Raw genomic sequence first — 25,721 nt, 5'->3', positions numbered from 1 at the left:
CCTTAGTTCCATGAGATAGAATAAAAAAATAAATAAAGAGGCTTCTCGACGAACAGGAGCCCATTGGATGGAGGCAATATGCGATTACTCATGGTCGAAGACAATGAGGATTTGGGAGAAGCCATCGCCAGCCGGCTCAGCGCGGGCGGTCATAGCGTGGAGTGGGTCAACACTGGCGAGCTGGCCCTACGCTATCTGGAAATGGATAACTGGGACGTCCTGCTTTTGGACATCATGCTGCCCGATCAGGACGGTTTCAGCATTTTGCGGCATCTGCGCCAGCAAACACCCAGCCTGCCCGTGCTGGTCATGACGGCTCGTTCAGAAATCGAAGATCGTGTGTCCATGCTGGACCTGGGAGCAGACGATTATCTGGTCAAACCTTTCGATCTGCGCGAGCTGGAAGCACGGCTGCGTGCCCTGATGCGGCGGCCCGCCACCACCCAAGCGGAAATCTGGCAGTTGGGACACGTCAGCATTGACATCGCCGCCCGACGCATCAATAGCCGGGATCAGACCGTGGAATTTGGCCAGCGCGAATTCTGCTTGCTGGAGTTGCTCCTGAGTCGTGCCGGACAAGTGGTCACCAAGGAACGGTTGATGATGCAGCTGTTCAACTTCGATGAAGACTCCAGCCCCAATGCCGTGGAGCTGCATGTCTCTCGTCTGCGGCGCAAGCTTAGCGATAGTGCCATTCGCATCGACACGGTGCGGGGCACCGGTTATATGGCAAGCTTGGGTGATGCCCGCTGATGCGCCGCACCCTGTCTATCCAGCAGCGTGTACTGGCGCTGGCCGTATGCTTGCTGGCCGCTGCCTTACTGGCATTGGGTCTGGCATCGCGACAATATGCCCAGCGTGCCGCCGACTCCGCCTATGACAGGCTCCTGAACGCCGCCGCCCTGACTATTGCCAATGCCATTCAAATTGACGAGGGTGAACTTTCCCTGGAGCTGCCCTATTCGGCGATGGCCATGCTGTCCGAACAGGAACATATTTTTTACAGCGTACGCTCGGCCAATAGCCTGATTTCCGGCTATCCAGACTTGGGAGACACCCTGCCGCCGGCCACCAGTTCCGAACCGCGCTACGACACCATTTCCTATCACGGCACTGCCGTGCGTGTCGCCACGATCGGACGCTTGCTGACAGGCCAGCATTCACTGGGCCGTGGCTGGATCACCATCCGCGTTGCTGAAACCCTGGGCACCCGACAAGCGCTGGCCGATGAGTTGCTGGGTCGCAGCACCCTGTCCCTGACCGGTCTGATGTTGCTGGCCCTGATGATTACCAGCCTGGGGATTCGGCGTGCGTTCGCCCCCTTGGCCGAATTGGAAACAGCACTGCGAGAACGCTCCCACGACAATTTGCAGCCCATCGACACGCCGGTACCCAAAGAGATTCGCCGTCTGGTCGATACCCTCAATGCCTTCATGCAGCGCCTGCAAACAGCGGTTGGTACTCTGAACAATCTGGTGGCCGATGCGGCCCATCAGATTCGCACTCCCTTGGCGGCAGTCCATCTGCAAACCCAGCTCGCGATGGATGAGCCCGGCTCTGACACCCTAAGGCCACGCCTGCGACGGATTCTGAACAACACTACGCATGCCACCCATCTGTTGAACCAGTTACTGATGGACGCCACCGTCAGCCACCGCCTGGACCGCAGCACCATGCGGCCTTTAGATGTGGCCCCGTTGATTCAGGAAATCCAGGGCCGGGTCGATCCCGACCGGGCCCACCGGCTGTACATTCACCTCACGCCCTCGGCTCGACGAGCACAAATCCTGGGCGACCATGTGTCCTTGCGGGAGATGCTGCGCAATGTGATCGACAACGCCATGCTCTACAGCGACGAGCCTGTTTCCGTGCGAATCTACACCCGCCCGAACGGTTGGGTGGTGTTTGATGTGTCCGACCTGGGCCCAGGCATCAGTGACGATGACAAAACCCGTTTGCTGGAGCGTTTTCAGCGTGGTCCCAGCAGCCAGGGGCGGCCCGGTTCGGGCCTGGGGCTGTCTATCGTGCGCACCGTGGTACAAGCGCATCAAGGCACGTTGCTCTTGCGTGACCATACCCCGCAGGGTCTGACAGTCCGCATCGAAATCCCCACCCTTTACCAGAGTCCCCGACCCTCGCCCCCCCTGACCCTGCTCATCGCAGCGTTGATCATGACGGGCATGTTGGCCCAGCCCCAGCCAGCCTTCGCCCTCGCCAGCGCCGCGGAACCCGATATGGGCATTCGCAGTCACGACTACCCGGCTCGCTCCCCCCGTCCACCTGGACCGGAAGATCAGGCCTTGCTGGTGATTGCTGGCCCTACCGACACCGAACTGTTTGAAGTGCTCGTACAGGACTTTCAGCGTATCCAGCCTCACGTACGCATTCTTTATCACGAGATGGATTCCACCGCGCTGTATCGGCACACCACTCAAGGCAGCCTGCCTGAAACGGATCTGCTGATCAGCTCGGCCGCGGACATGCAGGTCAAACTGGCGAACGACGGCTATGCTCGTGCGCACACATCCAGTCTGACCCAGACCATGCCCGGCTGGGCACGTTGGCGCAATGAGGTGTTTGGCTTCACGCTGGAGCCGGCCGTCATCGCCTACGCACCGGCTCGTTTACCGTACGAGCTGCCGGCCTCTCGCGAAGCGCTGCTTAAGCTGCTGGAGCGTAACCAGGGCAGTCTGAGGGGCCGGGTGGGCACCTATGACATTCAGATCAGTGGCGTGGGCTACCTGTTTGCACTGTACGACGAACGCACCTCTTCCACGTTCTGGGGCTTGGCCAATGCCCTGGGCCGTGTCGGCACCCGTCTGTATGCCAATACCGGTGCCATTTTGGATGATCTGGACAATGGCACCCTGGATGTCGCCTACAACGTACTAGGCTCGTATGCCCTGGCTCGGCAAAAAGCAGGCTCGGACATTGCCATCATCGTACCCAGCGATTATGTGTCAGTGTTTACCCGCAGCGCCCTGATTCATAAACAAGCTCGCCGCCCCGATCTAGCCGCTGCTTTCATTGATTACCTGCTCTCTCCCCAAGGCCAACAAACCCTCGCCGGCCCAGCCGGATTAGGCTCGCTCAACGCCGTGGAAACGGGCAGCTGGTTCACAAAAACCATTGAAAATCAATCAATTGGAATTATTCAACCGCTTATTCTCAATCCCTCTTTGTTAGTGGGCCTGGACCCCACCCGCCGCCACCGTTTTCTGCAGAACTGGCGACGTCTGGTCACCGACACGCCGGCAAGACCCTAGCCCCTTCCCATCCCCAATGACAGGATGCTGACAGCTAGAGTCCAGACAATGCAATGACACCGATCACCCAAGAAGTCCCGCAACAGGACGGGACTCTGACAACAAGGAGACCCGAATGTCAGCATTTACCCCCCCTAAGCGCCTGAGCCTGCTCGCCCTGTCACTCAGTGCCAGCCTGCTGGCCGGACAAGCGGCCTGGGCTCAGGACGACCAGACTCAAGCAGCGGACAAAGAAGGCAAGGTTATTGTCTACTCGACCACGGACACCAAAGCCGCCGCACCGCTCATTGCCGCGTTTGAGGCCGCCCACCCCAAGATCAAAGTCGAATACCACGACATGAACAGCACCGAGCTGTACAACCGCTACATCAGCGAACAGGCTTCGGGCAGCCACAGTGGCGACCTTGTGTGGAGCTCCTCCATGGACTCGGCTATGCGCCTGGCCACCGACTACGCAGCCCGCTACGACTCCCCTGAAATCCCTGCCCTGCCCAGTTGGGCCGTATGGGAAAACAAGGCGTTTGGCACCACTTACGAGCCGACGGTATTCATCTACAACAACCGTCTTATCAAGCCTGAAGAAGCACCCAAGACGCATGCAGAACTGGCCAGGCTGGTGGAAAGCGACAAGGACCGCTTTCGCAACAAGGTCACTACCTACGACATTGAAAAATCTGCAGTAGGCTATATGCTGGCCGCTCAAGACAGCAAGAAAGGCCAGAGCTACTGGGATTTCATCAAAGGCGTAGGTTCAGCCAATCTGGTACTGCAGTCCTCGACGGGCACCATGATGGAGCGCGTCAGCTCGGGTGAAAACCTGATTGGCTACAACCTGCTGGGTTCATATGCGGAGACCCGCGCCGCCAAGGATAAAGCCATCGGGATTGTGTACCCCTCGGACTACACCCTGGTCCTGTCACGCGTGGCGTTCATCAGCAACAAGGCCCAGCACCCCCATGCCGCCCGTGTCTTTCTGGACTACATGTTATCCAAGGACGGACAGGATGTTCTGGCGAACCAATCCGAGCTGGCCTCGATCCGCTCTGACGTGGAAGGCGACAACGATGTGGATGGCCTGACCAAGAAATTGGCAGGGGTAGAACTGACCCCCATCCCGGTGGATTCGTCGCTGCTGGACTTCCTGAAGCAAAAGGAACGCCTGGACTTCATCAAGCAATGGCGCGCTGCGGCCAATAAATAAGACACCTCGTCTGTGAACCGGGTGACGGCCTCGGCCGTCACCCGGCCTTTTACCGCCTGGAATCCTTATCATGCAAGCCTTACGCCTTCGGTGGCAGGCCTGGCCACGCCATGTCGTTGTTCTGATCACGGCATTGGCCATTTATGTGCCGCTTAGCCTGATCATCATCCAAAGCCTGCTATCGGCCCCCTTTTTTGCGACTGACAAGTCTCTGGGGCTGGATGCTTTCCGTTTCATCTTCGACGACCCGGACTTTTACAAAGCACTGGGGAGCGGTTTCATCATGGCCTTTGGCCTGGCCGGTATTTCGATTCCTTTGGGCGGCATCCTGGCCTTCCTGATGGTACGTACCGATTTACCCGGCCGTACCTGGATTGAACCGCTCATTCTGGTCCCGATTTTCGTCTCGCCCATGGTGCTGGGCTTTGGCTATATTGTTGCCGCCGGACCCGTCGGTTTCTTCTCCACCTGGACGCTGGAGCTGATCGGCTTTGTCCCCTGGAGCATTTACTCCTTCACCAGCATTGTCATCATTGCCGGTCTGACGCACGTTCCCCACGCCTATCTGTACATTTCCTCGGCCTTGCGCAGCATGGGCTCGGATGTGGAAGAAGCCGCCCGCAGCGCCGGTGCCAGCCCCTGGCAGGTCATGCGCTCGGTCAGCCTGCCCATGGTGCGTCCCGCCATCCTGTACGCCTGCGTTCTGCTCTTTTTTCTGGGGCTGGAAGTATTTGGTCTGGTGCTGGTGCTCGGCGACCCTGAAGGCCACCTGGTACTGGCCACCTATCTATACAAGCTCACCAACAAGCTCGGCATTCCGTCCTACCACCTGATGGCGGCTGTGGCAGTCGTCCTGATTGCCATGACTATCCCGCTCGTGATGCTGCAACGCCGTCTGATGCGCACCGCCAACCGCTTCGTAACCGTCAAGGGCAAAGCCTCCCAGGCACGTGCCTTGCCGCTGGGCCGCTGGCGCTGGGCAGCTGCAACACTGGTCGGTCTGTGGTTGTTCTTCACCGTCATTGCCCCGGTGGTGGGCGTAGTCTTACGCGCCTTTGTGTCCAACTGGGGGATTGGCGTCTCGCTGATGGACGTGCTCTCCCTGGATGCCTTCCGGCAAGTGTTTGGGCAAGCCAATCTGCTGCGCGCCATTCTGAACTCAGTGGCGATTGGTGTATTTGGCGGCGCCTTGGCCGTCATCTGCTACACCTTCATTGGCCTGGCCATGCACCGCAAGCCAGACGGCATCACCCGCTTTCTGGACTACAGCGTTCTGGTACCCCGTGCCGTCCCCGGTCTACTGGCGGGTCTGGCCTTTTTGTGGATGTTCCTGTTCGTGCCCATGTGGCTGGATCAGTCCCTGGAAAACGGCTACTTGTCGGTCCTGCCCATGGCGGAATGGTTGCAAGGCACGCTCGTCAGTCCGCTGCGCGCCCTGCGCAGCACCATCTTCAGCGTCTGGCTGGCCTACAGCGTGGTCTGGATGGCTTACGGCTTGCGTCTGATCTCCTCCACCCTTTTACAAGTGGGTCCGGAGCTGGAAGAAGCCGCCCGCAGCACGGGAGCGCGTCCCGGTCAGGTAACACGTCAAATCACCTTACCACTGGCAAAGTTCGGCCTGATCGGGTCCTGGTTATTGATGTTCCTGATTTTTGAGCGGGAATACTCTACCGGCGTGTACCTGCTCACACCGGGCACGGAAACCATTGGCTCCATGCTGGTTTCACTATGGGCGACCGGCGCCATCGACATTGTAGCTGCCCTGTCTTTTATCAATATCGTTCTGGTGGTCATTGGCCTGACCATCGCATTGCGCTTCGGAGTAAAACTACGATGACCGAGCTGACTGTAGACAACATTCATCTGGCCTACGACCGCAACCCGGTCCTGAAAGGCGTGTCCATGAGCCTGAACAAAGGTGAGGTGGTTTCCCTGCTGGGGGCCTCGGGTAGTGGCAAAACCACCTTGCTGCGTGCGGTTGCCGGGCTCGAACAGCCCTCCCAAGGGCGTATCGCCATCAATGAGAACGTGCTGTACGACTCGCAAAACCGTATCGACCTGCCCGCCGAGGCGCGCAATCTGGGCCTGGTTTTCCAGTCCTATGCCTTGTGGCCACACATGACCGTGCAGGACAATGTGGCTTATCCGCTCACGCTGCGCAAAACCTCCAAGGCGCAAAGCCGCCAAAGGGTGGACGCCATTTTGGATCAATTGGGGTTGAAAGGCCTGGGCGAGCGCTACCCCAGCCAACTGTCTGGAGGGCAACAGCAGCGTGTGGCCATTGCCCGTGCGCTGATTTACAACCCCCCGGTCATCTTGCTGGATGAGCCACTGTCCAACCTGGATGCCAAGCTGCGTGAAGAGGCCCGCGTGTTCCTGCGCGAACTGATTGTGAAAATGGGCCTGTCCGCTTTGATGGTAACCCATGACCAGGCGGAGGCCATGGCGATTTCGGACCGGATCCTGTTGCTGAATGGTGGCGAAATCGAGCAACAAGGTACCCCGCAAGAGGTCTACAGCAATCCCAAGACCCTGTACACCGCCGAGTTCATGGGCTCGAACAATCATCTGCAAGGCAAGGTTACCGAGCAACGCGATCAACAAACTCGGCTTAGCGGCCCTGGTTGGGAGTTATGGGGCCATGCCGCCGCTCCTCTGAGCGCCGGCCAGCACGCCACCGCCGTGATTCGCGTCGAACAAGTGCAACTGAATGCGCAGCCCGGCCCCGATACGCTGCCACTGCAGCTATCCACCAGCATGTATCTGGGCGACAAGTGGGAGCACGTTTTCCGCATGGCCGACCCGACTGCCGGCACACTGCGAGCTTTCGGACCTGAACCACTGCCCAGTGGCGTGCATCATCTGCAATTGCCGCCCTCCAAACTGTGGATTTACCCCTCCTGATCCATCGCTCCAAACCGGGAGCCGCCCCCCACAGCTCCCGGTTTACCCTGATTGCAAACTTTTGTAAGCGCGGCTAATGTAGTCGCGTCACTACAGGCGGTATGAAAGAGACCTGTTCAGTCAGGCGCCGACGGAGCAACCACCCCGGAATCTCTCAGGCAAAAGGATCGTACCAGCCCGACACTCTGGAGAGCGGCGTTTGACGCCCACCGAAGGAGCCCAGCCAGATGCACAGGTTGGATAAACTCTCAGGTCACAGGACAGATGGGGTATTGCCACTACTCGGTGGTAATTCACCTGTCAGGAGCCTGTTATGTCGCATATTGCCGTCATTGGTGCCGGTATTTCCGGAATCACCACCGCCTACGCCCTTAGTCTGAAGGGCTATCAAGTCACCGTTATTGACCGCCTTCGCTACCCCGCGATGGAAACTTCTTTTGCCAATGGCGGGCAGCTTTCCGCCTGCAATGCCGAGGTCTGGAACAGCCGCAGCACCATTTTCAAAGGCTTGAAATGGATGATGCGCAAGGACGCTCCACTGCTCTTCAACCCCAAGCCAAGCTGGCACAAATACAGCTGGATGGGCCAATTTGTGGGGGCAATTTCCGGTTACGAGCGCAACACGATCGAGACCGTCAAGCTGGCCATTGCCGCTCGCGAAAACTTGTATCAGTGGGCCAAGGACGAAAATATTGATTTCGACCTGGAGCAGCGCGGCATTTTGCATATTTACCACACGCCCGGCGGCTTTGAGTCTGGCAAAAAAGTCAGCCAGCTACTGCAAAAAGGCGGTCTGGAACGCCGTACCGTTACCAACGAAGAAATCCATCAGATCGAACCTGCTCTGCAAGGCACCTATTACGGCGGTTTCTTCACGCCCTCGGACGCCACCGGCGATATTCACAAATACACCCGCGGCTTGGCCGATGCGTGCGCCAAGCGCGGCGTGAAGTTTCTGCAGGATACCGAAGTCCTGGGTATTGATTGCGGCCCACCGCACCGTATCCAGCTCCGTACCGGCGAAGGTGCAGATGCCCACACCCATACGCTGTCCGTGGACTCCCTGGTCGTGTGCGCTGGCGTAGGCAGCCGCCACCTGGCCCGTATGCTGGGCGACTACATCAATATTTATCCCGTCAAGGGCTACTCCATCTCGGTGTACCTGGATACGCCCGAAGCCCAACATGCAGCCCCCTGGGTCAGTTTGCTGGACGAAGAGGCCAAGATTGTGACCAGCCGCCTGGGCAAAGACCGCCTGCGTGTGGCCGGCACCGCGGAATACAACGGGTCCAACAAAGACATACGCGCCGATCGCATCGCCCCGCTGACCAACTGGACACGTCGCAACTTCCACGACGCGGCTACCGACCGTGTCGTACCGTGGGCAGGTTTGCGCCCCATGATGCCGGACATGATGCCGCGCGTAAAAGCGGGCAGCCGTCCTGGCGTGTACTACAACACCGGCCACGGTCACCTGGGCTGGACCCTGTCCGCCGCCACTGCGCAGATCATCACCGAGGTGATTGCCCAGAACGAGCGTCAGTCCGCACCTGCTCAATTTGCCACCAGTCCGGCAACAACTGCTGCACCCGCCGCTGCCCATAACGTTCGTCCAGCAGATACACAAAGCCTTGATCCTGTTCATCGCGAATCACACGACCCGCGGCCTGTGTAATCTTGCGTAGTCCCGGATACAGATAGGTATAGTCATAGGCCCGCCGCTCCCCAAAGAGCCGGGCCATGACTTGCCGCACCGACTCATTGGCCGGGTTGAATTGCGGCAAACCCAAAGTGGCAATAAAAGCACCGATCAAGCGTTTACCGGGTAAATCTACCCCTTCTGAAAACGCCCCCCCCAGCACTGCCAAACCCACTCCCTTGCCGTCCAGCGTAAAGCGGTCCAGAAACTGCGTTCTTTGCTGATCGCTCATACCCGGTTGCTGATGCCAAAGCGGCATATCCGGCCAGCGCTCCTGCAAGGCCTGGCTGACCTGCTCCAGATAATCAAAGCTGCTCAAAAACAAGAGATAGTTGCCCGGCTGCTCCTGATAGGCCTGCCCGACAATATCGCACACCCCGCTCAGGCTTTGCGCCCGGTCGGCATAACGCGTGGACAAACCGGCATATTGACGTACCCGCAACTGCTCGGCTCGATAAGGAGATGCTACGTTCAACTCTGCCGTACTGGGCGGCAGCCCCAAGACATCACGATAAAACTGCGAAGGATTCAACGTGCCGGAGAACAGCACCACGCCGTGCGCATCGCCGTAGCGTTCGGCCAGAAAGGGAGCAGGCACGATATTGCGCAGGTTCAGAAGTACACCATCGCGCTGCGCCAAAATATCAAACAAGGAATGCGAGCCGAACTGCCCGGCCAGGTCCACAAAATACAGTAGCTCGAAATAAAACAGCAGCAAGGGGCTGTCTTGCGGCAGGGGATTCTCCGCTACATAGGCCCCTAAACGGGCAGCCAGATACTCGCACTGCTCCAGCAAGTCCTCCGGGATTTTTTCCAGCCCCCATTGGTCACCGCCTTCCTCGGGTATCAGGTCCTCCATCAAGCGAGTCAATGGAGCGAAATGACGCTTCAAGGCCGAAGGCGCGGCTTTACGTGCCATGCGCAACTGCACTTGCGAGAAGGACGCGGAATACATGGAACGAGCACGTTCTACCAGATTGTGCGCCTCGTCCACCAAGATCGCGCTGCGCCATTGCTGGGCCAGGGTCTGGCTATAGAGCACCGCATGTGAGTCGAAAAAATAGTTGTAGTCGCCCACAATGGCGTCCGCCCAACGCAGCATTTCCTGGCTCAAGTAATAGGGGCAGACCTGGTGTTCGCTAGCCACTTGCTGCAGGCGCTGGCTAGTTAGCATGGGCTGCTCCAGAGCTTGCTGACGGGCCGCGGGAAGCCGGTCGTAAAAGCCTTCGGCCAAGGGACAGGATTGGCCATGGCAGGCTTTATCCGGATGGGGACACTGCTTGTCGCGGGCCACCATTTCCAGCACCCGCCACGCGCCCCCACCATCCGGGCTTAAGCGCTGCAAGGCGTCCAGCGCCATTTGCCGGCCCGAGTTTTTAGCCGTCAGATAAAACAGCTTGTCCAGACCAGCCTCGGGCATGGCTTTCAGGCCCGGGAATAGGACTGCCAAGGTTTTGCCAATACCCGTGGGGGCTTGCGCTAACAGGCACTGTGCATCGCGCTGCGCCCGGAACGCAGCTACAGCCAGTTGCCGCTGACCCGCACGAAACTGTTCAAAGGGAAATTGCAGAGCAGTACAAGCTTGATCGCGCGCCAGCCTGTGTTTTTGCTCCTGCTGCCCCCACGCTACATATGCGTGACATTGCTGCTCAAAAAAGGCCCACAGGTCCGCGCGCTCCAGATACTCGGAAATGCTGGTCTCTTTGTGCTTGTCTACGTGGTAATACACCACGCTGACTGTCATCCCCGGCAAATCGCGTTCCTGGCACAACATGGCAGCATAGACCTTGGCTTGCGCCTGATGCAGGCGTCTATGGTGCCCGGGGATGGCATCAAAAGCACCACGATAGGTTTTCAGCTCTTCCAGGCAATTGCTGACGGGATCAAATCCATCGGCTCGGCCACGCACCAAGAGCCCTTCCATCTCATATGACAGCGGTACTTCGGCTTCATAGTGCTCGGGGCGACGCAGCGTTAACTGCTGATGGCCTAGAATGCCTTCCTGTGCCGTCGCCGCAGGCGTAAAGCGCAAGTCCAGATCCCCGCTGCGGGCGGTAAATTCGCATAAGGCTCGCACGCCTACCGTCCAGGCTTTCATGACGCCTCAGGCCGGGTCACATAGCAGACACGCGCGGGGATGGCGTGCTGCTCGAAATAGCTTAACCAGCGCCGTTGGTTATCTTGCAAACGATCTCCGGGCCCTTTTACTTCTATCAGCTCGTAGCTTTGCTGGGCGGGCATGAAACGCACCAAATCCGGCAGGCCGGCACGGTTATCCCGCCAATCCTGCAAGATACGCGTGAACACGAGCTGCAAATGCTGGGCGGGAATGCAGTGCAAAGCCTGCTCGATCAAGGATTCATCCAAGGCGGGCCAAATCAGCAAGGGACACTGTATGCCGCGCTTTTCCTGCCAGCGTTGCCAGATCACGGTTTTATAGTCTGTACCGTTCAGCACGCTTAAAGACTGATCAAACAAGTTCTGCCTGCGGGACACGAAATCCGGGCTCCCCCAGTCGGCCGGACAGGCCTGATAGGGATGAAAGAAAGCCCCAGGCAAAGGGGCGTAAATGGCATCCCAGCCGAGCAAACCCAGTAAGGCGGGAAACAAAGTGTTTTCTACATAAAAGACCGGTGCCAGAGGGCTGTTCCAATGGGACAGAACCTGCACTTCGACCCGACTGCCATCATCAGGCAGCACCAGGTCGCTGCGTTGTGTACGGCTCGCCGGTTTGCCGGATGGGGCAGTGGGAGGTGCCTCTAGCGCCAGCTTACGACGCAGGCGCGGCAGCATACGTCGTAATTTCTGTGCCTCGCCCTCACTTTCGGGTTGCTCCCAGGCCTGGCAAAACAAGGGCCAGGCATCCTCTTGCTTTTCCTGCCGCTCCAACACCCGTAATTGACGATAACGCGCGCCCGGCCAGCGGGTCTGCGCGTAGGCCTGCTCGGCCAGTGACCACCAGTGTTGTCGCTCGGCTTGCTGGCCCAGCTGAAACACGGTTTTCGCCTTGCGTCGCCGCAACCAGTCACTGTCCGTCTGAATCCTTTGCACCGCGGCAAAGCGCTCTGTCCAGTGCTCAAGATCGGCCTCGTCCGGTGCGTCACGCAGTTCAGACAGGGTTTCATACAAACGCACGTCCTCCTGGTGCCGGAACGCTCGACTGCCTTGATCCAGCGCCACAGCCTCGTAACGATACAGGCCCAGATCACTTAATACGAACTCGGACCAATCCTGGTAATGATTGCCAAAGAACAACAGCTGCAGCCGCTGCGCCCAATGCACCACGGCCGCTGACAAACGCAGCAAGGGAGCCTGCAGTTCTGGCCGCGCGCACCACTGCAAAAAAGGCCGCTCCTGCTCACCCTGGGCCCGAGCTATCCATTGCTGATAATCCGACTTGCGGCCGGCGGCGGGCAGATCATGAAACATACGACGCAATTCAGGCATGGTATGCACGGCAAACAGGGTATCCAGATCCAGCGCAGGATCGATTTCTATGAGTTTGCAGGCGGCCAGTTCCTGCACAGCGGCCTCCAGATCTTCGATTTCGGCATAACGAAGCTTGTCGATACGAAACACCGGGCCTTTGCGCATCAACAATCGCACCAACAGTGCTTGCGCAGACTGAGACGCCTGCGCAAAAGCATGGTCGCACTGGACATGTTCGGGCTCCAGCAAGTCGGCACTGACCTGCTGGACCCACTGCAATACCTGGTGGAAATTATGCAGGTAATAAAACGGAGGAAGCTCGGGCGAAATCATAAGCAGGCTGTGTATATATCCAGCTACTTTAGCATTCCTTTACACCGGGCGCGACTCCAACAAACGCATCCAGTCACGCAGCAAACCGTCCAGGCGTTGTCGCTGCGTCGCATCCAGACCTTGCAGCAGATTTTCCTCGTTGGCCAGATGGTCCACTACCACCGCGTCCACACAGGCCAGCCCAGCCGGACTCAACCGTACCAGGCTGCGACGGGCATCCTCAGGGTCGGCGATACGCTCGATCAGGCCCTGCTTTTCCAGACCGTGCAAACGGTGTGTCATCGTGCCCGAGCTGACCATCAGTGAGGAAAACAAAGCCGTGGGCGCCAAGGTGTAGGGCGGGCCGGAACGGCGCAAACTGGCCAGCACGTCAAACTCACCCAGTTGCAAACCATGACGACGAAAGTTTTCGCCCATTTGCTTTTGAACCAGTTGAAAGCAGCGGGTCATGCGTCCAAGCAGAGCCATTGCATCCAGATTCTGCAGGTCGGGCCGTTGCTCACGCCATTGCTTGACAATCAGGTCGACGGCATCCTGTTCTTCGCTAGTGCTCATGATTTCTCGGTAAAAACATTTATCTTGATATTAAGATAAAACGTCCCTACACTGGCATTTATCTCGACATCAAGACAATTAACCATGACCCGACTTTCTCTCTGGCTGGTGACGGCACTGACCGCACTGGGCCCGGCCATTTGGGGCTCCACCTATATTGTGACTACCGAAATCCTGCCGGCGGATCGCCCTTTTATCGCCGCATTCCTACGCTGTTTTCCAGCCGGTGTGATCCTGCTGTTATGGAGTCGGCGCATGCCCGCCCAAGGGGAATGGGGGCGGACCCTGATTTTGGCCGCCTTGAATATCGGCGCTTTTCAGGCGCTTTTGTTTGTGGCTGCCTATCGCCTGCCGGGCGGGCTGGCTGCCGTTGTGGGCGCCGCTCAACCCTTGGTGGTCATTGCGCTAGCCTGGGCGCTGGAAGGCAAGCGTCCGATCAGCCTGGCTTTAGTCGCTTGTGTGCTTGGCATCGTGGGCATGGGTATTTTGCTGCTCTCGCCGCACAGTCAGTGGGACGCGTGGGGCATGCTTGCGGCGATTGTCGGGGCTTTGTGTATGGCACTGGGCACCTATCTGTCGCATCGCTGGCGAAGCAGCATGCCAATATTGGCGTTCACGGCCTGGCAACTGATGTTGGGCGGATTGATGCTCGCTCCCCTGGCCTTATGGCTGGACCCACCTTTGGATGGTTCCCTGAGCATGATGCAGATCAGCGGCTATCTCTACCTGTGTCTGGTCGGCGCGCTACTGGCCTACACCTTGTGGTTCCGAGGGATTGCAGTCCTGCCATCGGTGGCGGTGTCGTCCCTGGGGCTGCTCAGCCCCTTGACCGCCGTGATACTGGGGTGGCTGATTCTGGGTCAGGCCATGACTGGCACCAGCCTGCTGGGCATGGTGTTGGTGATGGGCAGCGTGCTGGCGGTCCAATGGATCAGCAATCGTCCGCCTGCCCCACGCTCTGAGGGACGTAAAAAAAGCGCCCCTTAGTAAAACCAGCCATGGGCGCACTGCAACGAGTTCACCATCTTGCCACTTCGCCGGAAGCGGCAAGATAGTGACTAGTACCGCTCTTTCAGAACCTGTGCCAGATCAGCGGCAAAACGTTGCGCATCTTTCGCATTCAAACTCGCAAAGCTGACGCGCAAGCCTTGGGCTGGATGGCTCACCCCGAAAACCTGGCCCGAGCGAACCAACCAGCCACGCGCGGCCAGCCCGGCCAGCACAGGCTCGGCTTCCCGGTCCAGGGGTATCCATAGGTTGAACCCTTCTTCGCTATCCCAGAACGGAATGCCCTGCTTTTTCAAGGCCTGCATCAGGTCGGCCCGGGCCTGTACGTAGGCAGCCTGGGCGGCGCGGGTCTGAGCCTTGATCTGGGCGTCCGTCAAGCCGTGTACCACCATTTGCTGCAAGAGGTGACTCACCCATTGCGCCCCCGACGCCAGGCGTTGTGACAAGCGTTCGCTGGTTTGCAGGTCAGACGCCACCAGGGCCACCCGCAAATCAGGCCCCAGTCCCTTGGAGACAGAACGGATCAAGGCCCAACGCAAGTGCTCGGCGGGAATCACATTCCGGTAAGGACTGCTGGCCAGCATCCAGAAATGGTCATCAATCATCAGCAACAGCTCAGGATACTGCTTCAGGATCTGCTCAATCTGCTTGGCCCGGGTACGACTAAGCGAACACCCAGTGGGATTGTGAGCCCGCGGCGTCAAGATCAAGGCACGCAGGCCGTCGGCCAATGCTGCCTCCAGTGAGGCTGGCACCATGCCCTCACTGTCGACCTCAATACCGACTGGTTTGTAGCCGAGCGTATGAACGGAATTGATGCTGTTCAAATAGCCTGGGTCCTCAATGCCAACCTTGTCGCCCGCCAGCAGGAAAGCCTGTAGCAAACGCTCTATGGCATCCACCGCGCCGTAGCTGACGTGGTAGTCGGTTTCCGGGGGCGTATCTTTATGAAATACCTGCTGACACACTGCGCGCAGCTCCGGCACCAGGGGATCGGCGCCATACAGGGCCTGAGTCTGACCTCGCACCCCGGCCACCAACTGAGTCGGAGCCGGTAGGTATTCCAGCGCCGGGTTTCCGCTGGCCAGATCCTGCAAGGCAGAACTGGCTCCGTGCCCTTCCCGCGCCAGCTCCCGGATCGCCTCGCGAATGCGCGTACCACGACGACCTTGCGCATCGGCCACGCCCGCAGACACCAGGCGCTTGTAGGCCAGGGCAACCGTGTTCCGGTTCAGTCCCAGTGTCTGAGCCAACTCGCGCACCGGCGGCAGGATCTGACCCGGCGCTATCCGCCCCAGCGCCACCTGCTGACGGATATCATCGAAAAGTTCCTTCGCATTGCTTCCCTGGATATTCATTTTGACCTATGACATAATAGTTTATGCGCGACCCGCAGGGTCGAGTTTATCTTTTTTTTCTTCCTTACTGGTGCGCCATGTCCGAATCCGCCCCTGATCTACTTCACACCGAGCATTATCCCACCTCCACCAGTGTAGAGGCATTTCGGGAACGCATTGCCCTGGTACAACAACGAATTGATGCCGCCTGCGTGCGGTACGGACGTGCTCCCGGCGATGTCCGCTTGCTCACTGTCAGCAAAACCTTCGGGATTGACCGCATTCGTCTGGCGTATCAAGCCGGCTGCCGCCTGCTGGGCGAGAACAAGGTGCAAGAGGCCGAAGGCAAGTACGAGGCCCTGCGCGAGGAACTGCCGGATCTGGAATGGGCTGTTATTGGACACCTGCAAAGCAATAAAGCCAAGTCGGTTGCACGCTTTGCGCGCGAATTTCACGCACTGGACAAGCTCAAGACCGCCGAGGCGCTGGATCGTCGCCTGCAAATCGAAGGCCGCAGTCTGGATGTCTTTGTACAGGTGAACACCTCCAACGAGGACAGCAAATTCGGTTTGCCGCCGCAAGACGTTCACGCATTTGTGCGCGAATTACCACAGTTTTCTGCCCTAAAGGTCAAAGGTCTGATGACCCTGGCCCTGATGGACGCCGATCCTGAACGGGTGCGCCCCTGCTTTGCGCTGCTGCGCAACTTGCGCGATCAGTTACGCAACGACATCCCGCATGCCGAAAACATGCACGAGCTCTCCATGGGCATGTCAGGCGACTACGAAGTTGCCATCTCCGAAGGCTCAACCATTGTGCGCGTCGGACAAGCTATTTTTGGCGCACGCGCCACGCCCAATAACTTTTACTGGCCCGTCTCTGATACGGCAACAACATCATGAACCCACTACGCCTGATCATTCGTCAAAACGGCAGGGAAATCGGTCACTTTGAATCCAGCCCCTGCTGCCCTCCCGAACAACTGTTGGCCGTAGCCCGACACTTGATGACGCTGCCAGACACCGAGCTGGAGTTGCAACAAGCCAAAGGCGAACATCGCATCCTCGATAGCGGCCCGCACGGTCTGCGTGTCCTGAGCGCGCAGGTACTGTACGAAACGGTCGATCTGCAGGCCTGGCTGCAACAAGGCAGCAAGGTGACCGCCTGAACCCAGCCCGTGGCCGGGCCACAAGCCCATCACACGTGTGCAACCCTGTGGCGCTTACCCGCTGCCTCAAAAAAAAACATACCCGGCCAGCAGCCGGGTATGTTTCTTGTGTTTCAGACTATCAGTCCCAACTAAGACTTAACGATTCACCTGTTTGGCCGGCAAGGCAAAGGCCAGCAAACAACTTACCATCAAGCTGCCGGCAAACAGCCACAAGGCGGCGCTACCGGAACCGGTCAGATCCGTCACCCAGCCAATCAGGGAATTACTGACCAGACCCGCAATATTGGCCAGAGAACAGGCCAAGGCAAAACCCGTTGCAGCGGCCGTGCCTTTCAGAAAGGTAGCCGGCAGGCTGAAGAACACAGGGACCGCACCCATAATCACCGCCGAAGCAACCGTAAAGGCCAATACGGTCAACCAGGCGTGATGCGCAACAAAGGTACTGACAACCAGCGCTATCGCGCCAATGGTCAGCGGCACAATCAAGTGCCAACGACGTTCACGGCGACGGTCTGAGCTGGCACCGATCATCAGCATGCCGACCACGCCGGCCAAAGACGGAATCGCAGTCATCAGGCCAATCTGGAAGGGGTCCTGCACACCGGCAGCACGAATAAAAGACGGCATCCAGAAACTGATGGAGTACGTCCCCAACAAAATGGAAAAATCGATTCCACCCAGCATCCACACTTTCAGGTTGAAAAAGCCGTCCTTGAAGCTGTGCTTGACGCCTTTGCCCTCTGCGTCATCGGCCGCCAGGTCCGCAGCGAGGCGGGATTTCTCTTCGTTATTGAGCCACTGGGCGGACTGATAATTGTTAGGCAAGGCCCAGAACGTCAGAATGCCAAGCAGCACACTGGGAATGGCTTCCAGCAAAAACAGCCACTGCCAGCCGCGCCAGCCGTTCATGTGATCAAAATGACCAATGATCCAACCGGACAAAGGACCGCCAATCACACTGGACAAGGGCAAACCGATCATGAACAAGGCAATGATCTTGCCCCGCCGATAGGTGGGAAACCACAAGGTCAGGTAGTACAGTACACCTGGCAGGAAACCGGCCTCCGCCGCCCCCAGCACAAAGCGCAGAATATAGAACTGCGTAGGCGTGGTGACAAACATGGTCAGGCCCGACAAGATGCCCCAGGTGATCATGATGCGGGCAATCCACAACTTGGCACCCACCCGCTCCAGAATGAGGTTGCTGGGCACCTCAAACAGAATGTAGCCCAGGAAAAACAGGCCCGCTCCCAGGCCGTACGCAGTTTCACTCCACTGCAGATGATCGAGCATCTGCAGCTTGGCAAAACCGACGTTGATCCGGTCCAGATACGCCGCCAAATAACAAAAACACAGAAAGGGGATCAGACGCCAGACGATCTTCTTGTAGAGATCTTCGTTACCGTCCCGGCCGGCAGGCACCGCCGTAGGACTTGGGATGGATGAATGCACCTTGTATATCTCCAGATAATTATTGGTATGCCTGGTGAACCAGAAAACTGCCTAAGAACAGCGCCTGACAGAACACAGCAGGGCCCTGAACACGTCCGCATTCCCCCCATTGGGCTGCAGACTGTTTACAGATAAAGAATGAAGGATCAACCGTGATTCCCGCTTGTCATGGCCTCTGACTCGCTTGGGCGAGAGCAGCGGGTTTACAACAGCGGGACCCGATCCGATCAGGCTGCGCCAAATCCGGATCGCTCCCGTATTTGGCGCAGCATGCCGTTTAGCTGGATTTGAGGTCCTGACCGTACAAGTCGTAGCCATACACCCAGGCCGGGTCTTCCTGGGTACGCAGGAACGTATTGGCATTGGAGACCGACTGAACGCGAGTGGCACGCTCTTTGCGGTTGAGCTCATACAACTCGAAGGCCGTACGAAAGTCCGACAAACCGGTCTCTTGCAGGCAGCGGGTCAACATGGCGGCATCTTCAATCGCCATGCACGCGCCTTGCGCCATATGCGGCTTCATGGGGTGGCAGGCATCGCCCAGCATTACCAGACGGCCACGGCTCCACAACGGCAAGGGATTGCGGTTGCGCAAGGGCCACTTGGTAATGCTCTCGGTTGATTTGATCAAATTCTGAACCGTGGAATGATAGCCCTCAAATGCGGCCAGCATCTCTTCTTGCGAGCTGTCTACGTACGCGCCCTGAAAATCCCAGGCAGGATGTGGCACGCCCGTCACAAAATAGTATTCATCACGCTTGCCGGTGGTGTAGTACACCATCATGTGACGATCCTCTGTCCACCACTTCACACAGTCCTCGAACTCATCGGCAAAGCGGGCCAGATTCTCGCCACGGATCAGGGCACGGTGTGCCACCCAGCCGCTGTAAATCGGATCTTCCACCCCCAGCAAGGTTTCGCGAATCTTGGAGTGAATGCCATCGGCACCAATCACAATGTCGGCCGTCACGCTGGTGCCATCGGCAAACTCCAGCAACACGTCATCGCCGCGGTCCACCAGATTTTGCAAGCGCTTGCCAAAATGAACGGTGCCCGGTTTGATGCTGTCGATCTGCAAGGCGTGCATATCGCCGCGGTGCACGGTGATGTAGGAAGCCCCGTATTCTTTCCGCGCAAAGTCGCCCAAAGGGATACGCGACAGATAATCGCCTGTCTCACCATCTCGGCTGAACCAGAAATCAGGGTGCGAGCCCATCTCATCGAGCGCCTTTTCCAGACCCATGCGACGGAAAATCTTCATCACGTTGGGACCCACGTGAATACCGGCACCCAAACGCGAGAATTCCGGCGCCTGTTCAAATACTTCCACCTCAAAGCCGGCCTGCTGCAACAGAGTCGCCGCAGCGGCTCCGCCAAGACCGGCCCCTACAATCGCAATCTTGACTGTCTTTTCCATCGTTAGCTCCAAATCACGGCACTCACAAAAAGTGCTCACTACATGTTTTTCGTAGTGTACACACTAAGTTTAAGCATGAAAACATAGGAAGCTGCTAGGGTTTATACCTACTTTCATGCAAAAACAGCCGCGCGAAATATGGGAGAAAAAAACCATTTAACAATAAAAAATCAAGAACTTATAAATAAAAATTAACCACAAGCACCGTCTCAAAAACTTAAGTCTACAGTTTATGAAATTTTTGAATTTAACAGTGTGTAGACTTATTTATTGCCATGCACACCCTAGAAAGACGTATGCTTCAAGCTCAAAAGAACTGATCTGGATCAGGCCTTGCTCCATCTCGGGACAGGTATACTGGCCCCGTTGTCATACCCCGGCCTGCCCACTCCACAAAAAGACAGAAAGACTATGCAGCCTAGCTCCCCGGCCTCCGAGCCCCAAACCTTGTCCTACGATGTCACTGAACAGATCGGCCACCTGCTGCGCAAGGCAGGTCAACGGCACACGGCCATCTTTCAACATTACGTCGGTGACAGTCAGTTGACGGCCATTCAGTTCGTGACCTTGTGCGCCCTGCGCGACCACGGGCCGAGCTCGCAAACCGAACTGGTCGAGGCCACTGCGGTAGACCAGGCGACCATACGAGGCATTATTCAGCGATTGAAATCGCGGGGCCTGATTGAACTGGCACCCGATAAAGATGATCGACGCAAAGTGATTGTGGAACTGACCCAGGATGGCCTGGCACTGCTCGATCGCGTTATTCCACGAGCCCACACGATTAGCGAACTGACCATGGGCAATCTGAACCCCGCCGAACGCGTGGCGATCGTCTATTTGCTGCGAAAAATGATAGACAGCACGCTTGATATGAGCGACAAAGAATAAGGCCGCCTATCGTCAAGAGACTAGGTTTTATTCGGCCTTTAAGATATATTTAAAATACATCTTTCAACTGATCTGCCATGATACCTCTGACTGCCTCCCCCGCCTCTACCCGTCCGCAATGGCGCGCTTTTCTGGAATTGGGATTTCGCCCCCTTTACCTTTTAGCCACCTTATGGGGTGCTGCCAGCATTGCGCTCTGGCTCTACACACCCGCCTGGCTATCCAACACCGCCATTCCTTCCTTGTACTGGCATGCCCACGAAATGCTCTGGGCCTTTATCGGCACCATCGCCGTCGGCTTTCTGCTAACGGCCAGTGCCACCTGGACAGGACAGGCTACCCTGCGGGGCCCCTCCCTGGGCGCCTTGTGTTTGATCTGGATTCTGGCCCGCTTCAGCCTGTTGCTTCCCAATGGCCTGCTGGCAGCCCTGCTACTCGACGCCCTATTTTTCGCCATTGCCGCTGCCGAGCTGGCCCGTGTGATCCTGATCGCGCGCAACAAGCGTAATTACGGTATTCCCGTGGCCATGCTGGCTTTGGGCCTGAGCCATAGCCTGTTCATGTACAGCCTGATGCAAGGGCATGACCCCATGCCCTACTTCTACAGTGGATTCTGGACCATGGGGCTGATTACCCTGCTGATCGCCCGCCGCATCATTCCCTTTTTTGCCATGCGCGCTTTACCGGGTCTGAGCCTGCCGGCTCAAACTCGCAGCGGACACTGGCAAATGGGGCTGAGCGCCCTTGCCATCGGCCTGTCGCTGACCCCATGGCGCCTGCCGCTGGCCCTGACACTGGCGGCCTTGGGGCTGATCGCCTGCTACCAGTGGATACGTTGGCAGCCTTGGGCCAGCCGTCATACCCCCCTGCTTTGGATTCTGTATCTGGGCTATGCAGGCTTGGCGCTCGGCCTGCTCAGTGCTGCCGCCTATGAGGCAGGCTGGATTGCACGCGCCGCCTGGCCTGTGCATATTGTGGGCCTGGCAGGGTTTAGCGTCATGATCATCGGCATGCTGACCCGCACCGCCCTAGGCCATCTGGGCCGCCCCCTGCGCGCCACGCCCAAAGTTGTACTGAGCTATGCTTTCCTGATCGCCGCCTGCGTGTTGCGCCTGCTGGCCTTGATTCCCAGTAGCTGGAGCCTGCCCTTGCTGCACCTTGCCGGCCTGTGCTGGATTCTGGCCATGTTGAACTACCTGCATCAATTTGCCCCAATGCTGATTCGCCCCAGACTGAACTGATCGCAGCGCCAGCGCCACACTTTACCGCCCCAAGCTCCTGGGGCTATGTATCTTTATTTTCTGTCTGACCGTGCCTGCTTATACTAAGCAGGCACGTTGTTCGCGCACTCTGCCAACAACGCGGGACGGATCATGCTGATCCTTGTTTACTCCGCGCTCCCACCACCTATGTCTCTTGCCAGTCTGGCCTGCTCTGTATTGATACGCTCCCTGTTTGCCGGGCTGTGTGCCTTCGTTCTGCCGCTTTCCGTCCTGGCCGCCGATGCCTGTCACGGCAGCCGGGATCTGGTGGTGGTCGGCCATATGGACGACGATCTGCTATTCATGAATCCGGACCTGTCCAGCAATATCCAGGCCGGTGCCTGTATGCAGGTTCTATACCTGACCGCCAGCGAACGCAAAGGCGGGCTGGAATACATGTACAGCCGCGAACAGGGGGTACGCGCGGCCTATGCCTATATGGCTGGTGCAGTCAATGAGTGGCAGCAAACCCGCCTGATGGTCGGCAGTGCCTCGATTGCGCAATTTACTTTGCGGTCCCGCCCCGGCATTCAGCTCAGTCATTTACGACTGCAAGACCCCTGGTTAGGACCGGGATGGGGAAGCCTGACCCCCTTGAGCCGGGCAGAATCCGAACCCGGACAAACCGTCCAGACCTTGGACAGCCCCCAACAAACGTTCAATCGCGAACAATTGGTTCAAACGCTGGCTGCCCTGATACGACTTTATCAACCCACCAGCATCCGCTATCTGGATGACACCAATCCGGTTCCTTACACCCAACTTTGCTGGCGTTGTACCGGCCATGGCCACCCAGACCATATTGCCAGCGCCCGTCTGGTTCGCGAAGCCATGCTGGCGGCGCCGGGTAATTACGCGCAAATTGGTTATGTGGATTACCCCATTCAGGAGCAGGCCGCCAACCTGACCTTGAACGAAATCCGTAGCAAAACCGAGATTTTCAGGCGCTATGCCTGGCATGACCGACATGCCTGCAAAGGCCCGGCCGTATGTCAGGAACCGGCTGGGCCGGCGGCTGCCTGGGTGCAACGCAGTTACTACACCAGCCGGGCGGACTACCCTGCCAGTCTCCTGGCTGACCGCTCCGGAGGCCTGCATTTTTTCGTCTCCGGTGAACAAAACGACGCCATCAACCAGTGGGATGTCCAGCAACAGCGCTGGTTCACCTTGGGTGGGCGCACCGCCGACGCCTTGAGTGTCTTTCATTATGCAGACGGCAGCGCCGGGCTGTTAGCCCGTGACGCAACAGGCCAGGTATGGGTGAGCCGATCTGAAGATGACGATGATTGGCTGGCCTGGCAAAAACTCCCTGGCCCTCGGGTCTTGCACACCCCTATCGTCAGTCCACAAGGAGGCCAGGCCTTGGCCATGGCTACCGACGGACGCTTTTACTGGAGCACGGTTCGTCCAACCGATCATGCCTGGGGCAGTTGGAAAGCGCTTCCACCTCTGGACCAGGCCACCTATCCTGCCGCCCTGAGCGTGGACTCTCAGGGACGGGCACATGTATTTGCCAGCAACCAGCAGGGCCAACTTTTTCAGATCGTTCAGCGCAACGACACCCAATGGCACGCCTGGCAGGCCATTCCAGTGGCGCCGGTCAGCGGAGGCCTGGCAACGATTGTGAATGCGCAAGGCAAAATTGAGCTGTACCTGCGCGATCGGCAAAGCCAGCGTTTGCAGCGCCTGGTCCAGTCGGCGGGCGAGCACAACTGGGGCAAGCCTGAAAATCTGGGTTTGACCTATGTGGGTCGTCCCGCGCTGAGTCTGGGCGAGCAAGAACAGGTCGTGGTCGCCCTCCAGCAACAGCCCGGTGGCGCAATTGTCTTGCTCGATGAAGGACAGGTGGTGGAAGTAGACAAACACTCGGCCTCCCAGCCGGTGCTTTACCGACTGGGGCGTACGCTTTATCTGGCCGACCGCCCCCCTGGCCCCCAACAACGCTACCGTCTGCTGGAACGACGTGCGGGCAAATGGGTGCAGGTGGCCTTGACTCAAGCGCCTCCTCCCGCGGGTGGACAATCCTTTAGCGAGGCCCCGGCCTTCATTACCCAAGCCTACGTGCAACCGTAAGTGCCCGTAGCGCCCTTAAAACGTAACAAAATACGGATATGCTATGGCAAGCTTGGGCAAGCCGCTGAACCAGCGAGCGAACCCCGTGACTGATCCGCAGCTCGAGCAGGCAGGCGAACTTTTACGCGTTGCAGTAGCACTTTGTTGCAATGGCATGCGCCTGCTCGTTCAGCTCCAGTACAATCGCCCGCTAACGCGTGCCGGCGTACCGGCGCCCCTTTCTTTAGCTACTCTTCAGAGATCATGAAGCCAACTACCTTATTTGCTGCCCTGCTGGGTGTACTCGTGGGCGCAGGTGGCGCCATTTATTACGCCAAAAACGTATCGTCCCCCGCCACCGACAAACCAGTCAGCTCTGCCAGCACGACGCTAGCTGCCCAAGCCTTGACCCTGGGCCAATCCGTCTCAGGCGAACTGACCAGCAAGAGCTTCTTGAATCTGAGCGATGGCGTACGGAGCAGCCTGTTTGATGTAAAGGCCGAAGCCGGCCAGATTATCAAGATCAGCGTCAGCGGCCCTCTGCGTCCACAGATCAGCGTCCTGCGCAATGGCGAGCTGGTGACTCGCAGCCAGCGTTGTGAAGACTGCCCCGACAGCGAAACCAAGGGCCAAACCACCACGCTGGGCTTCAAGGCAGACTTCAACGACACCTACCAAGTCGTTGTGAGCGGTTTCAATACCAGCTCGTATGGTCCCTTCCAGGTTACGGTAAACACCTTGAAAGCCTATACCGGCGAGCCACTGAGCGCCGACCAGACCATTCACGATTGGGCTCTGGGCGGTCAGAAGCGTTACCGTTTGACTATCGACAAGGATGGTTTGTACAGCCTGGCCATGAAAGCCGAGCAAAGCAGCCTGGATGCCTATCTGAAGCTGATGGATCGCCGCGGCATGGAGCTGGCGTCGGACGATGACAGCGCTGGTGGTACCGATGCACGTTTGCAGATGTACCTGAAAGCGGGCGACTACATTGTTCAGGCCAGCTCGGCCATGGGCTCGCAGAACTTCCAGGGCGGCTTCTCGCTGGAAATCAAACCAGAAGAGATGACGGGCGAGATTGAGCTGAAAAACGGCGATAGCCTGAGCCTGGACGGTGAAGGCAAAACGGGTCTGTTTACCGGTGAGACTCAGACCTACAGCTTCACCCTGTCCGAACCCAAGCTGGTTACAGTGCAAATGGATGCCCAAGGCTTCCAGGCTTCGTTAGAAGTAGACTCCAGCACCGCCAGCCAGTACGGCGATGAAGCCGGTCAGCAACGGGTGCGTGGGGTACTGGCCGCAGGCGAGCATCAGGTCAAGATTTCGGGCTCCTCCCAGGCTGGGCTGTTTACCTTGTCGGCCACGGCCGATGAGGTTCCTGCCAATGCGGGTGGTGGCGTTTTGCTCGTGGGTGAGCCTCGTCAGGCCCTCATGCTGCAGGGCATTACCAGCGACAGCTACCAGTTGAATGTGCGTCAGGCTGGCCGCTACGTAATCGACATGACCTCACCAATCTTTGATACCTACCTGGTGCTGCGCAAAGACGGCCAAACCGTAGCCGAAGATGACGATAGCGGTGGCGATATGAACGCTCGTCTGGAGGTACAACTGGAAGTGGGCGAATACGAAGTGAAAGCCATGTCCTTGGGCAGCTATGAGCAAGACATGGAGTATGAGCTGTCAGTGCAACGTCTTTAAGAGCGGACTGACACGCTAGCATCAAGGCTGAAAGTTTCCGGACTTT

Annotated in this window: 18 protein-coding genes, 1 pseudogene and 2 riboswitches; of the genes and pseudogenes, 13 read left to right on the top strand and 6 right to left on the bottom strand. The window is 58.0% G+C overall.

Going from position 1 to position 25,721, the window contains the following annotated elements:
- Positions 1-78: 78 nt before the first annotated feature.
- From FE795_RS07605 to FE795_RS17260, 6 genes are all read left to right on the top strand, one after another.
- On the top strand, positions 79-753 hold the full coding sequence (locus FE795_RS07605) for a response regulator transcription factor (protein ID WP_059317704.1): 675 nt from the start codon (positions 79-81) through the stop codon (positions 751-753).
- Positions 753-3,266, top strand: a complete 2,514-nt coding sequence (locus FE795_RS07600) for a sensor histidine kinase (RefSeq protein ID WP_219235965.1) — start codon at positions 753-755, stop codon at positions 3,264-3,266. The genes FE795_RS07605 and FE795_RS07600 overlap by 1 nt, the downstream gene beginning before the upstream one ends.
- 115 nt (positions 3,267-3,381) lie before the next feature.
- A complete protein-coding gene (locus tag FE795_RS07595) occupies positions 3,382-4,467 on the top strand; it encodes an ABC transporter substrate-binding protein (protein ID WP_219235964.1) in 1,086 nt (361 codons plus the stop codon).
- A 70-nt stretch (positions 4,468-4,537) separates the two neighbouring features.
- Positions 4,538-6,304, top strand: coding sequence for an ABC transporter permease (locus FE795_RS07590; protein WP_219235963.1), 1,767 nt, complete (start codon positions 4,538-4,540; stop codon positions 6,302-6,304).
- Positions 6,301-7,371: an ABC transporter ATP-binding protein gene (locus FE795_RS07585; RefSeq protein WP_219235962.1), complete on the top strand. Its 1,071-nt coding sequence runs from the start codon at positions 6,301-6,303 to the stop codon at positions 7,369-7,371. The genes FE795_RS07590 and FE795_RS07585 overlap by 4 nt, the downstream gene beginning before the upstream one ends.
- Before the next feature lie 92 nt (positions 7,372-7,463).
- Positions 7,464-7,551: riboswitch (glycine riboswitch) on the top strand.
- A 4-nt stretch (positions 7,552-7,555) separates the two neighbouring features.
- A riboswitch (glycine riboswitch) is annotated at positions 7,556-7,636 on the top strand.
- Between the two features lie 48 nt (positions 7,637-7,684).
- Positions 7,685-9,046: a D-amino acid dehydrogenase gene (locus tag FE795_RS17260; RefSeq protein ID WP_081050014.1), complete on the top strand. Its 1,362-nt coding sequence runs from the start codon at positions 7,685-7,687 to the stop codon at positions 9,044-9,046.
- Here the strand turns inward: FE795_RS17260 and FE795_RS17255 are convergent.
- The 3 genes and pseudogenes from FE795_RS17255 to FE795_RS07570 all read right to left on the bottom strand — a co-directional run.
- Positions 8,991-10,367, bottom strand: a pseudogene (locus FE795_RS17255) (ATP-dependent DNA helicase); the annotation flags it as partial. The gene FE795_RS17260 and the pseudogene FE795_RS17255 overlap by 56 nt on opposite strands.
- Before the next feature lie 797 nt (positions 10,368-11,164).
- Positions 11,165-12,832, bottom strand: a complete 1,668-nt coding sequence (locus tag FE795_RS07575) for a VRR-NUC domain-containing protein (protein WP_219235960.1) — start codon at positions 12,830-12,832, stop codon at positions 11,165-11,167.
- 39 nt (positions 12,833-12,871) lie between these two features.
- Complete coding sequence (locus FE795_RS07570; protein ID WP_219235959.1) at positions 12,872-13,387, bottom strand: MarR family winged helix-turn-helix transcriptional regulator; 516 nt, start codon at positions 13,385-13,387, stop codon at positions 12,872-12,874.
- Between the two features lie 84 nt (positions 13,388-13,471).
- Between FE795_RS07570 and FE795_RS07565 the strand changes: the two genes are divergently transcribed.
- Positions 13,472-14,374 carry a DMT family transporter gene (locus FE795_RS07565; protein ID WP_003801182.1) on the top strand — a complete coding sequence of 301 codons (903 nt, stop codon included), beginning with the start codon at positions 13,472-13,474 and terminating at the stop codon, positions 14,372-14,374.
- 71 nt (positions 14,375-14,445) lie between these two features.
- Here FE795_RS07565 and FE795_RS07560 read toward each other — a convergent pair whose 3' ends face one another.
- Positions 14,446-15,753 carry an aminotransferase class I/II-fold pyridoxal phosphate-dependent enzyme gene (locus FE795_RS07560; protein WP_003801184.1) on the bottom strand — a complete coding sequence of 436 codons (1,308 nt, stop codon included), beginning with the start codon at positions 15,751-15,753 and terminating at the stop codon, positions 14,446-14,448.
- Between the two features lie 77 nt (positions 15,754-15,830).
- Here FE795_RS07560 and FE795_RS07555 point away from each other — a divergent pair, with 77 nt between their 5' ends.
- Both FE795_RS07555 and FE795_RS07550 read left to right on the top strand, forming a co-directional pair.
- Positions 15,831-16,634, top strand: a complete 804-nt coding sequence (locus tag FE795_RS07555; protein WP_003801186.1) for a YggS family pyridoxal phosphate-dependent enzyme — start codon at positions 15,831-15,833, stop codon at positions 16,632-16,634.
- On the top strand, positions 16,631-16,900 hold the full coding sequence (locus tag FE795_RS07550; protein WP_003801188.1) for a hypothetical protein: 270 nt from the start codon (positions 16,631-16,633) through the stop codon (positions 16,898-16,900). The genes FE795_RS07555 and FE795_RS07550 overlap by 4 nt, the downstream gene beginning before the upstream one ends.
- 138 nt (positions 16,901-17,038) lie before the next feature.
- Here FE795_RS07550 and FE795_RS07545 read toward each other — a convergent pair whose 3' ends face one another.
- Both FE795_RS07545 and FE795_RS07540 read right to left on the bottom strand, forming a co-directional pair.
- Positions 17,039-18,355 carry an MFS transporter gene (locus tag FE795_RS07545; protein ID WP_003801191.1) on the bottom strand — a complete coding sequence of 439 codons (1,317 nt, stop codon included), beginning with the start codon at positions 18,353-18,355 and terminating at the stop codon, positions 17,039-17,041.
- A gap of 277 nt (positions 18,356-18,632) precedes the next feature.
- Positions 18,633-19,772: an FAD-dependent monooxygenase gene (locus FE795_RS07540; protein ID WP_003801194.1), complete on the bottom strand. Its 1,140-nt coding sequence runs from the start codon at positions 19,770-19,772 to the stop codon at positions 18,633-18,635.
- Between the two features lie 411 nt (positions 19,773-20,183).
- Here FE795_RS07540 and FE795_RS07535 point away from each other — a divergent pair, with 411 nt between their 5' ends.
- The 4 genes from FE795_RS07535 (at position 20,184) to FE795_RS07520 (ending at position 25,675) form a co-directional block, all read left to right on the top strand.
- Positions 20,184-20,663, top strand: coding sequence for a MarR family winged helix-turn-helix transcriptional regulator (locus FE795_RS07535; RefSeq protein WP_003801195.1), 480 nt, complete (start codon positions 20,184-20,186; stop codon positions 20,661-20,663).
- 77 nt (positions 20,664-20,740) lie between these two features.
- Positions 20,741-21,904, top strand: coding sequence for an NnrS family protein (locus tag FE795_RS07530; protein ID WP_003801197.1), 1,164 nt, complete (start codon positions 20,741-20,743; stop codon positions 21,902-21,904).
- Positions 21,905-22,036: 132 nt separating this feature from the next.
- A complete protein-coding gene (locus FE795_RS07525; protein ID WP_131071660.1) occupies positions 22,037-23,998 on the top strand; it encodes a PIG-L family deacetylase in 1,962 nt (653 codons plus the stop codon).
- 243 nt (positions 23,999-24,241) lie between these two features.
- Complete coding sequence (locus tag FE795_RS07520) at positions 24,242-25,675, top strand: hypothetical protein (RefSeq protein WP_131071659.1); 1,434 nt, start codon at positions 24,242-24,244, stop codon at positions 25,673-25,675.
- Positions 25,676-25,721 lie beyond the last annotated feature (46 nt).

It is taken from the genome of Alcaligenes ammonioxydans (assembly GCF_019343455.1).
GTDB lineage: Bacteria > Pseudomonadota > Gammaproteobacteria > Burkholderiales > Burkholderiaceae_B > Alcaligenes > Alcaligenes ammonioxydans.
Note: the sequence above shows the minus strand (reverse complement) of the source record. Positions and strands in the feature narration are given on the sequence as shown.

Coding starts and splice junctions, on each gene's coding strand:
- FE795_RS07605 (WP_059317704.1), top strand. CDS start 79: ATGCGATTACTCATGGTCGAAGACAATGAGGATTTGGGAGAAGCCATC.
- FE795_RS07600 (WP_219235965.1), top strand. CDS start 753: ATGCGCCGCACCCTGTCTATCCAGCAGCGTGTACTGGCGCTGGCCGTA.
- FE795_RS07595 (WP_219235964.1), top strand. CDS start 3,382: ATGTCAGCATTTACCCCCCCTAAGCGCCTGAGCCTGCTCGCCCTGTCA.
- FE795_RS07590 (WP_219235963.1), top strand. CDS start 4,538: ATGCAAGCCTTACGCCTTCGGTGGCAGGCCTGGCCACGCCATGTCGTT.
- FE795_RS07585 (WP_219235962.1), top strand. CDS start 6,301: ATGACCGAGCTGACTGTAGACAACATTCATCTGGCCTACGACCGCAAC.
- FE795_RS17260 (WP_081050014.1), top strand. CDS start 7,685: ATGTCGCATATTGCCGTCATTGGTGCCGGTATTTCCGGAATCACCACC.
- FE795_RS07575 (WP_219235960.1), bottom strand. CDS start 12,832: ATGATTTCGCCCGAGCTTCCTCCGTTTTATTACCTGCATAATTTCCAC.
- FE795_RS07570 (WP_219235959.1), bottom strand. CDS start 13,387: ATGAGCACTAGCGAAGAACAGGATGCCGTCGACCTGATTGTCAAGCAA.
- FE795_RS07565 (WP_003801182.1), top strand. CDS start 13,472: ATGACCCGACTTTCTCTCTGGCTGGTGACGGCACTGACCGCACTGGGC.
- FE795_RS07560 (WP_003801184.1), bottom strand. CDS start 15,753: ATGAATATCCAGGGAAGCAATGCGAAGGAACTTTTCGATGATATCCGT.
- FE795_RS07555 (WP_003801186.1), top strand. CDS start 15,831: ATGTCCGAATCCGCCCCTGATCTACTTCACACCGAGCATTATCCCACC.
- FE795_RS07550 (WP_003801188.1), top strand. CDS start 16,631: ATGAACCCACTACGCCTGATCATTCGTCAAAACGGCAGGGAAATCGGT.
- FE795_RS07540 (WP_003801194.1), bottom strand. CDS start 19,772: ATGGAAAAGACAGTCAAGATTGCGATTGTAGGGGCCGGTCTTGGCGGA.
- FE795_RS07535 (WP_003801195.1), top strand. CDS start 20,184: ATGCAGCCTAGCTCCCCGGCCTCCGAGCCCCAAACCTTGTCCTACGAT.
- FE795_RS07530 (WP_003801197.1), top strand. CDS start 20,741: ATGATACCTCTGACTGCCTCCCCCGCCTCTACCCGTCCGCAATGGCGC.
- FE795_RS07525 (WP_131071660.1), top strand. CDS start 22,037: ATGCTGATCCTTGTTTACTCCGCGCTCCCACCACCTATGTCTCTTGCC.
- FE795_RS07520 (WP_131071659.1), top strand. CDS start 24,242: ATGAAGCCAACTACCTTATTTGCTGCCCTGCTGGGTGTACTCGTGGGC.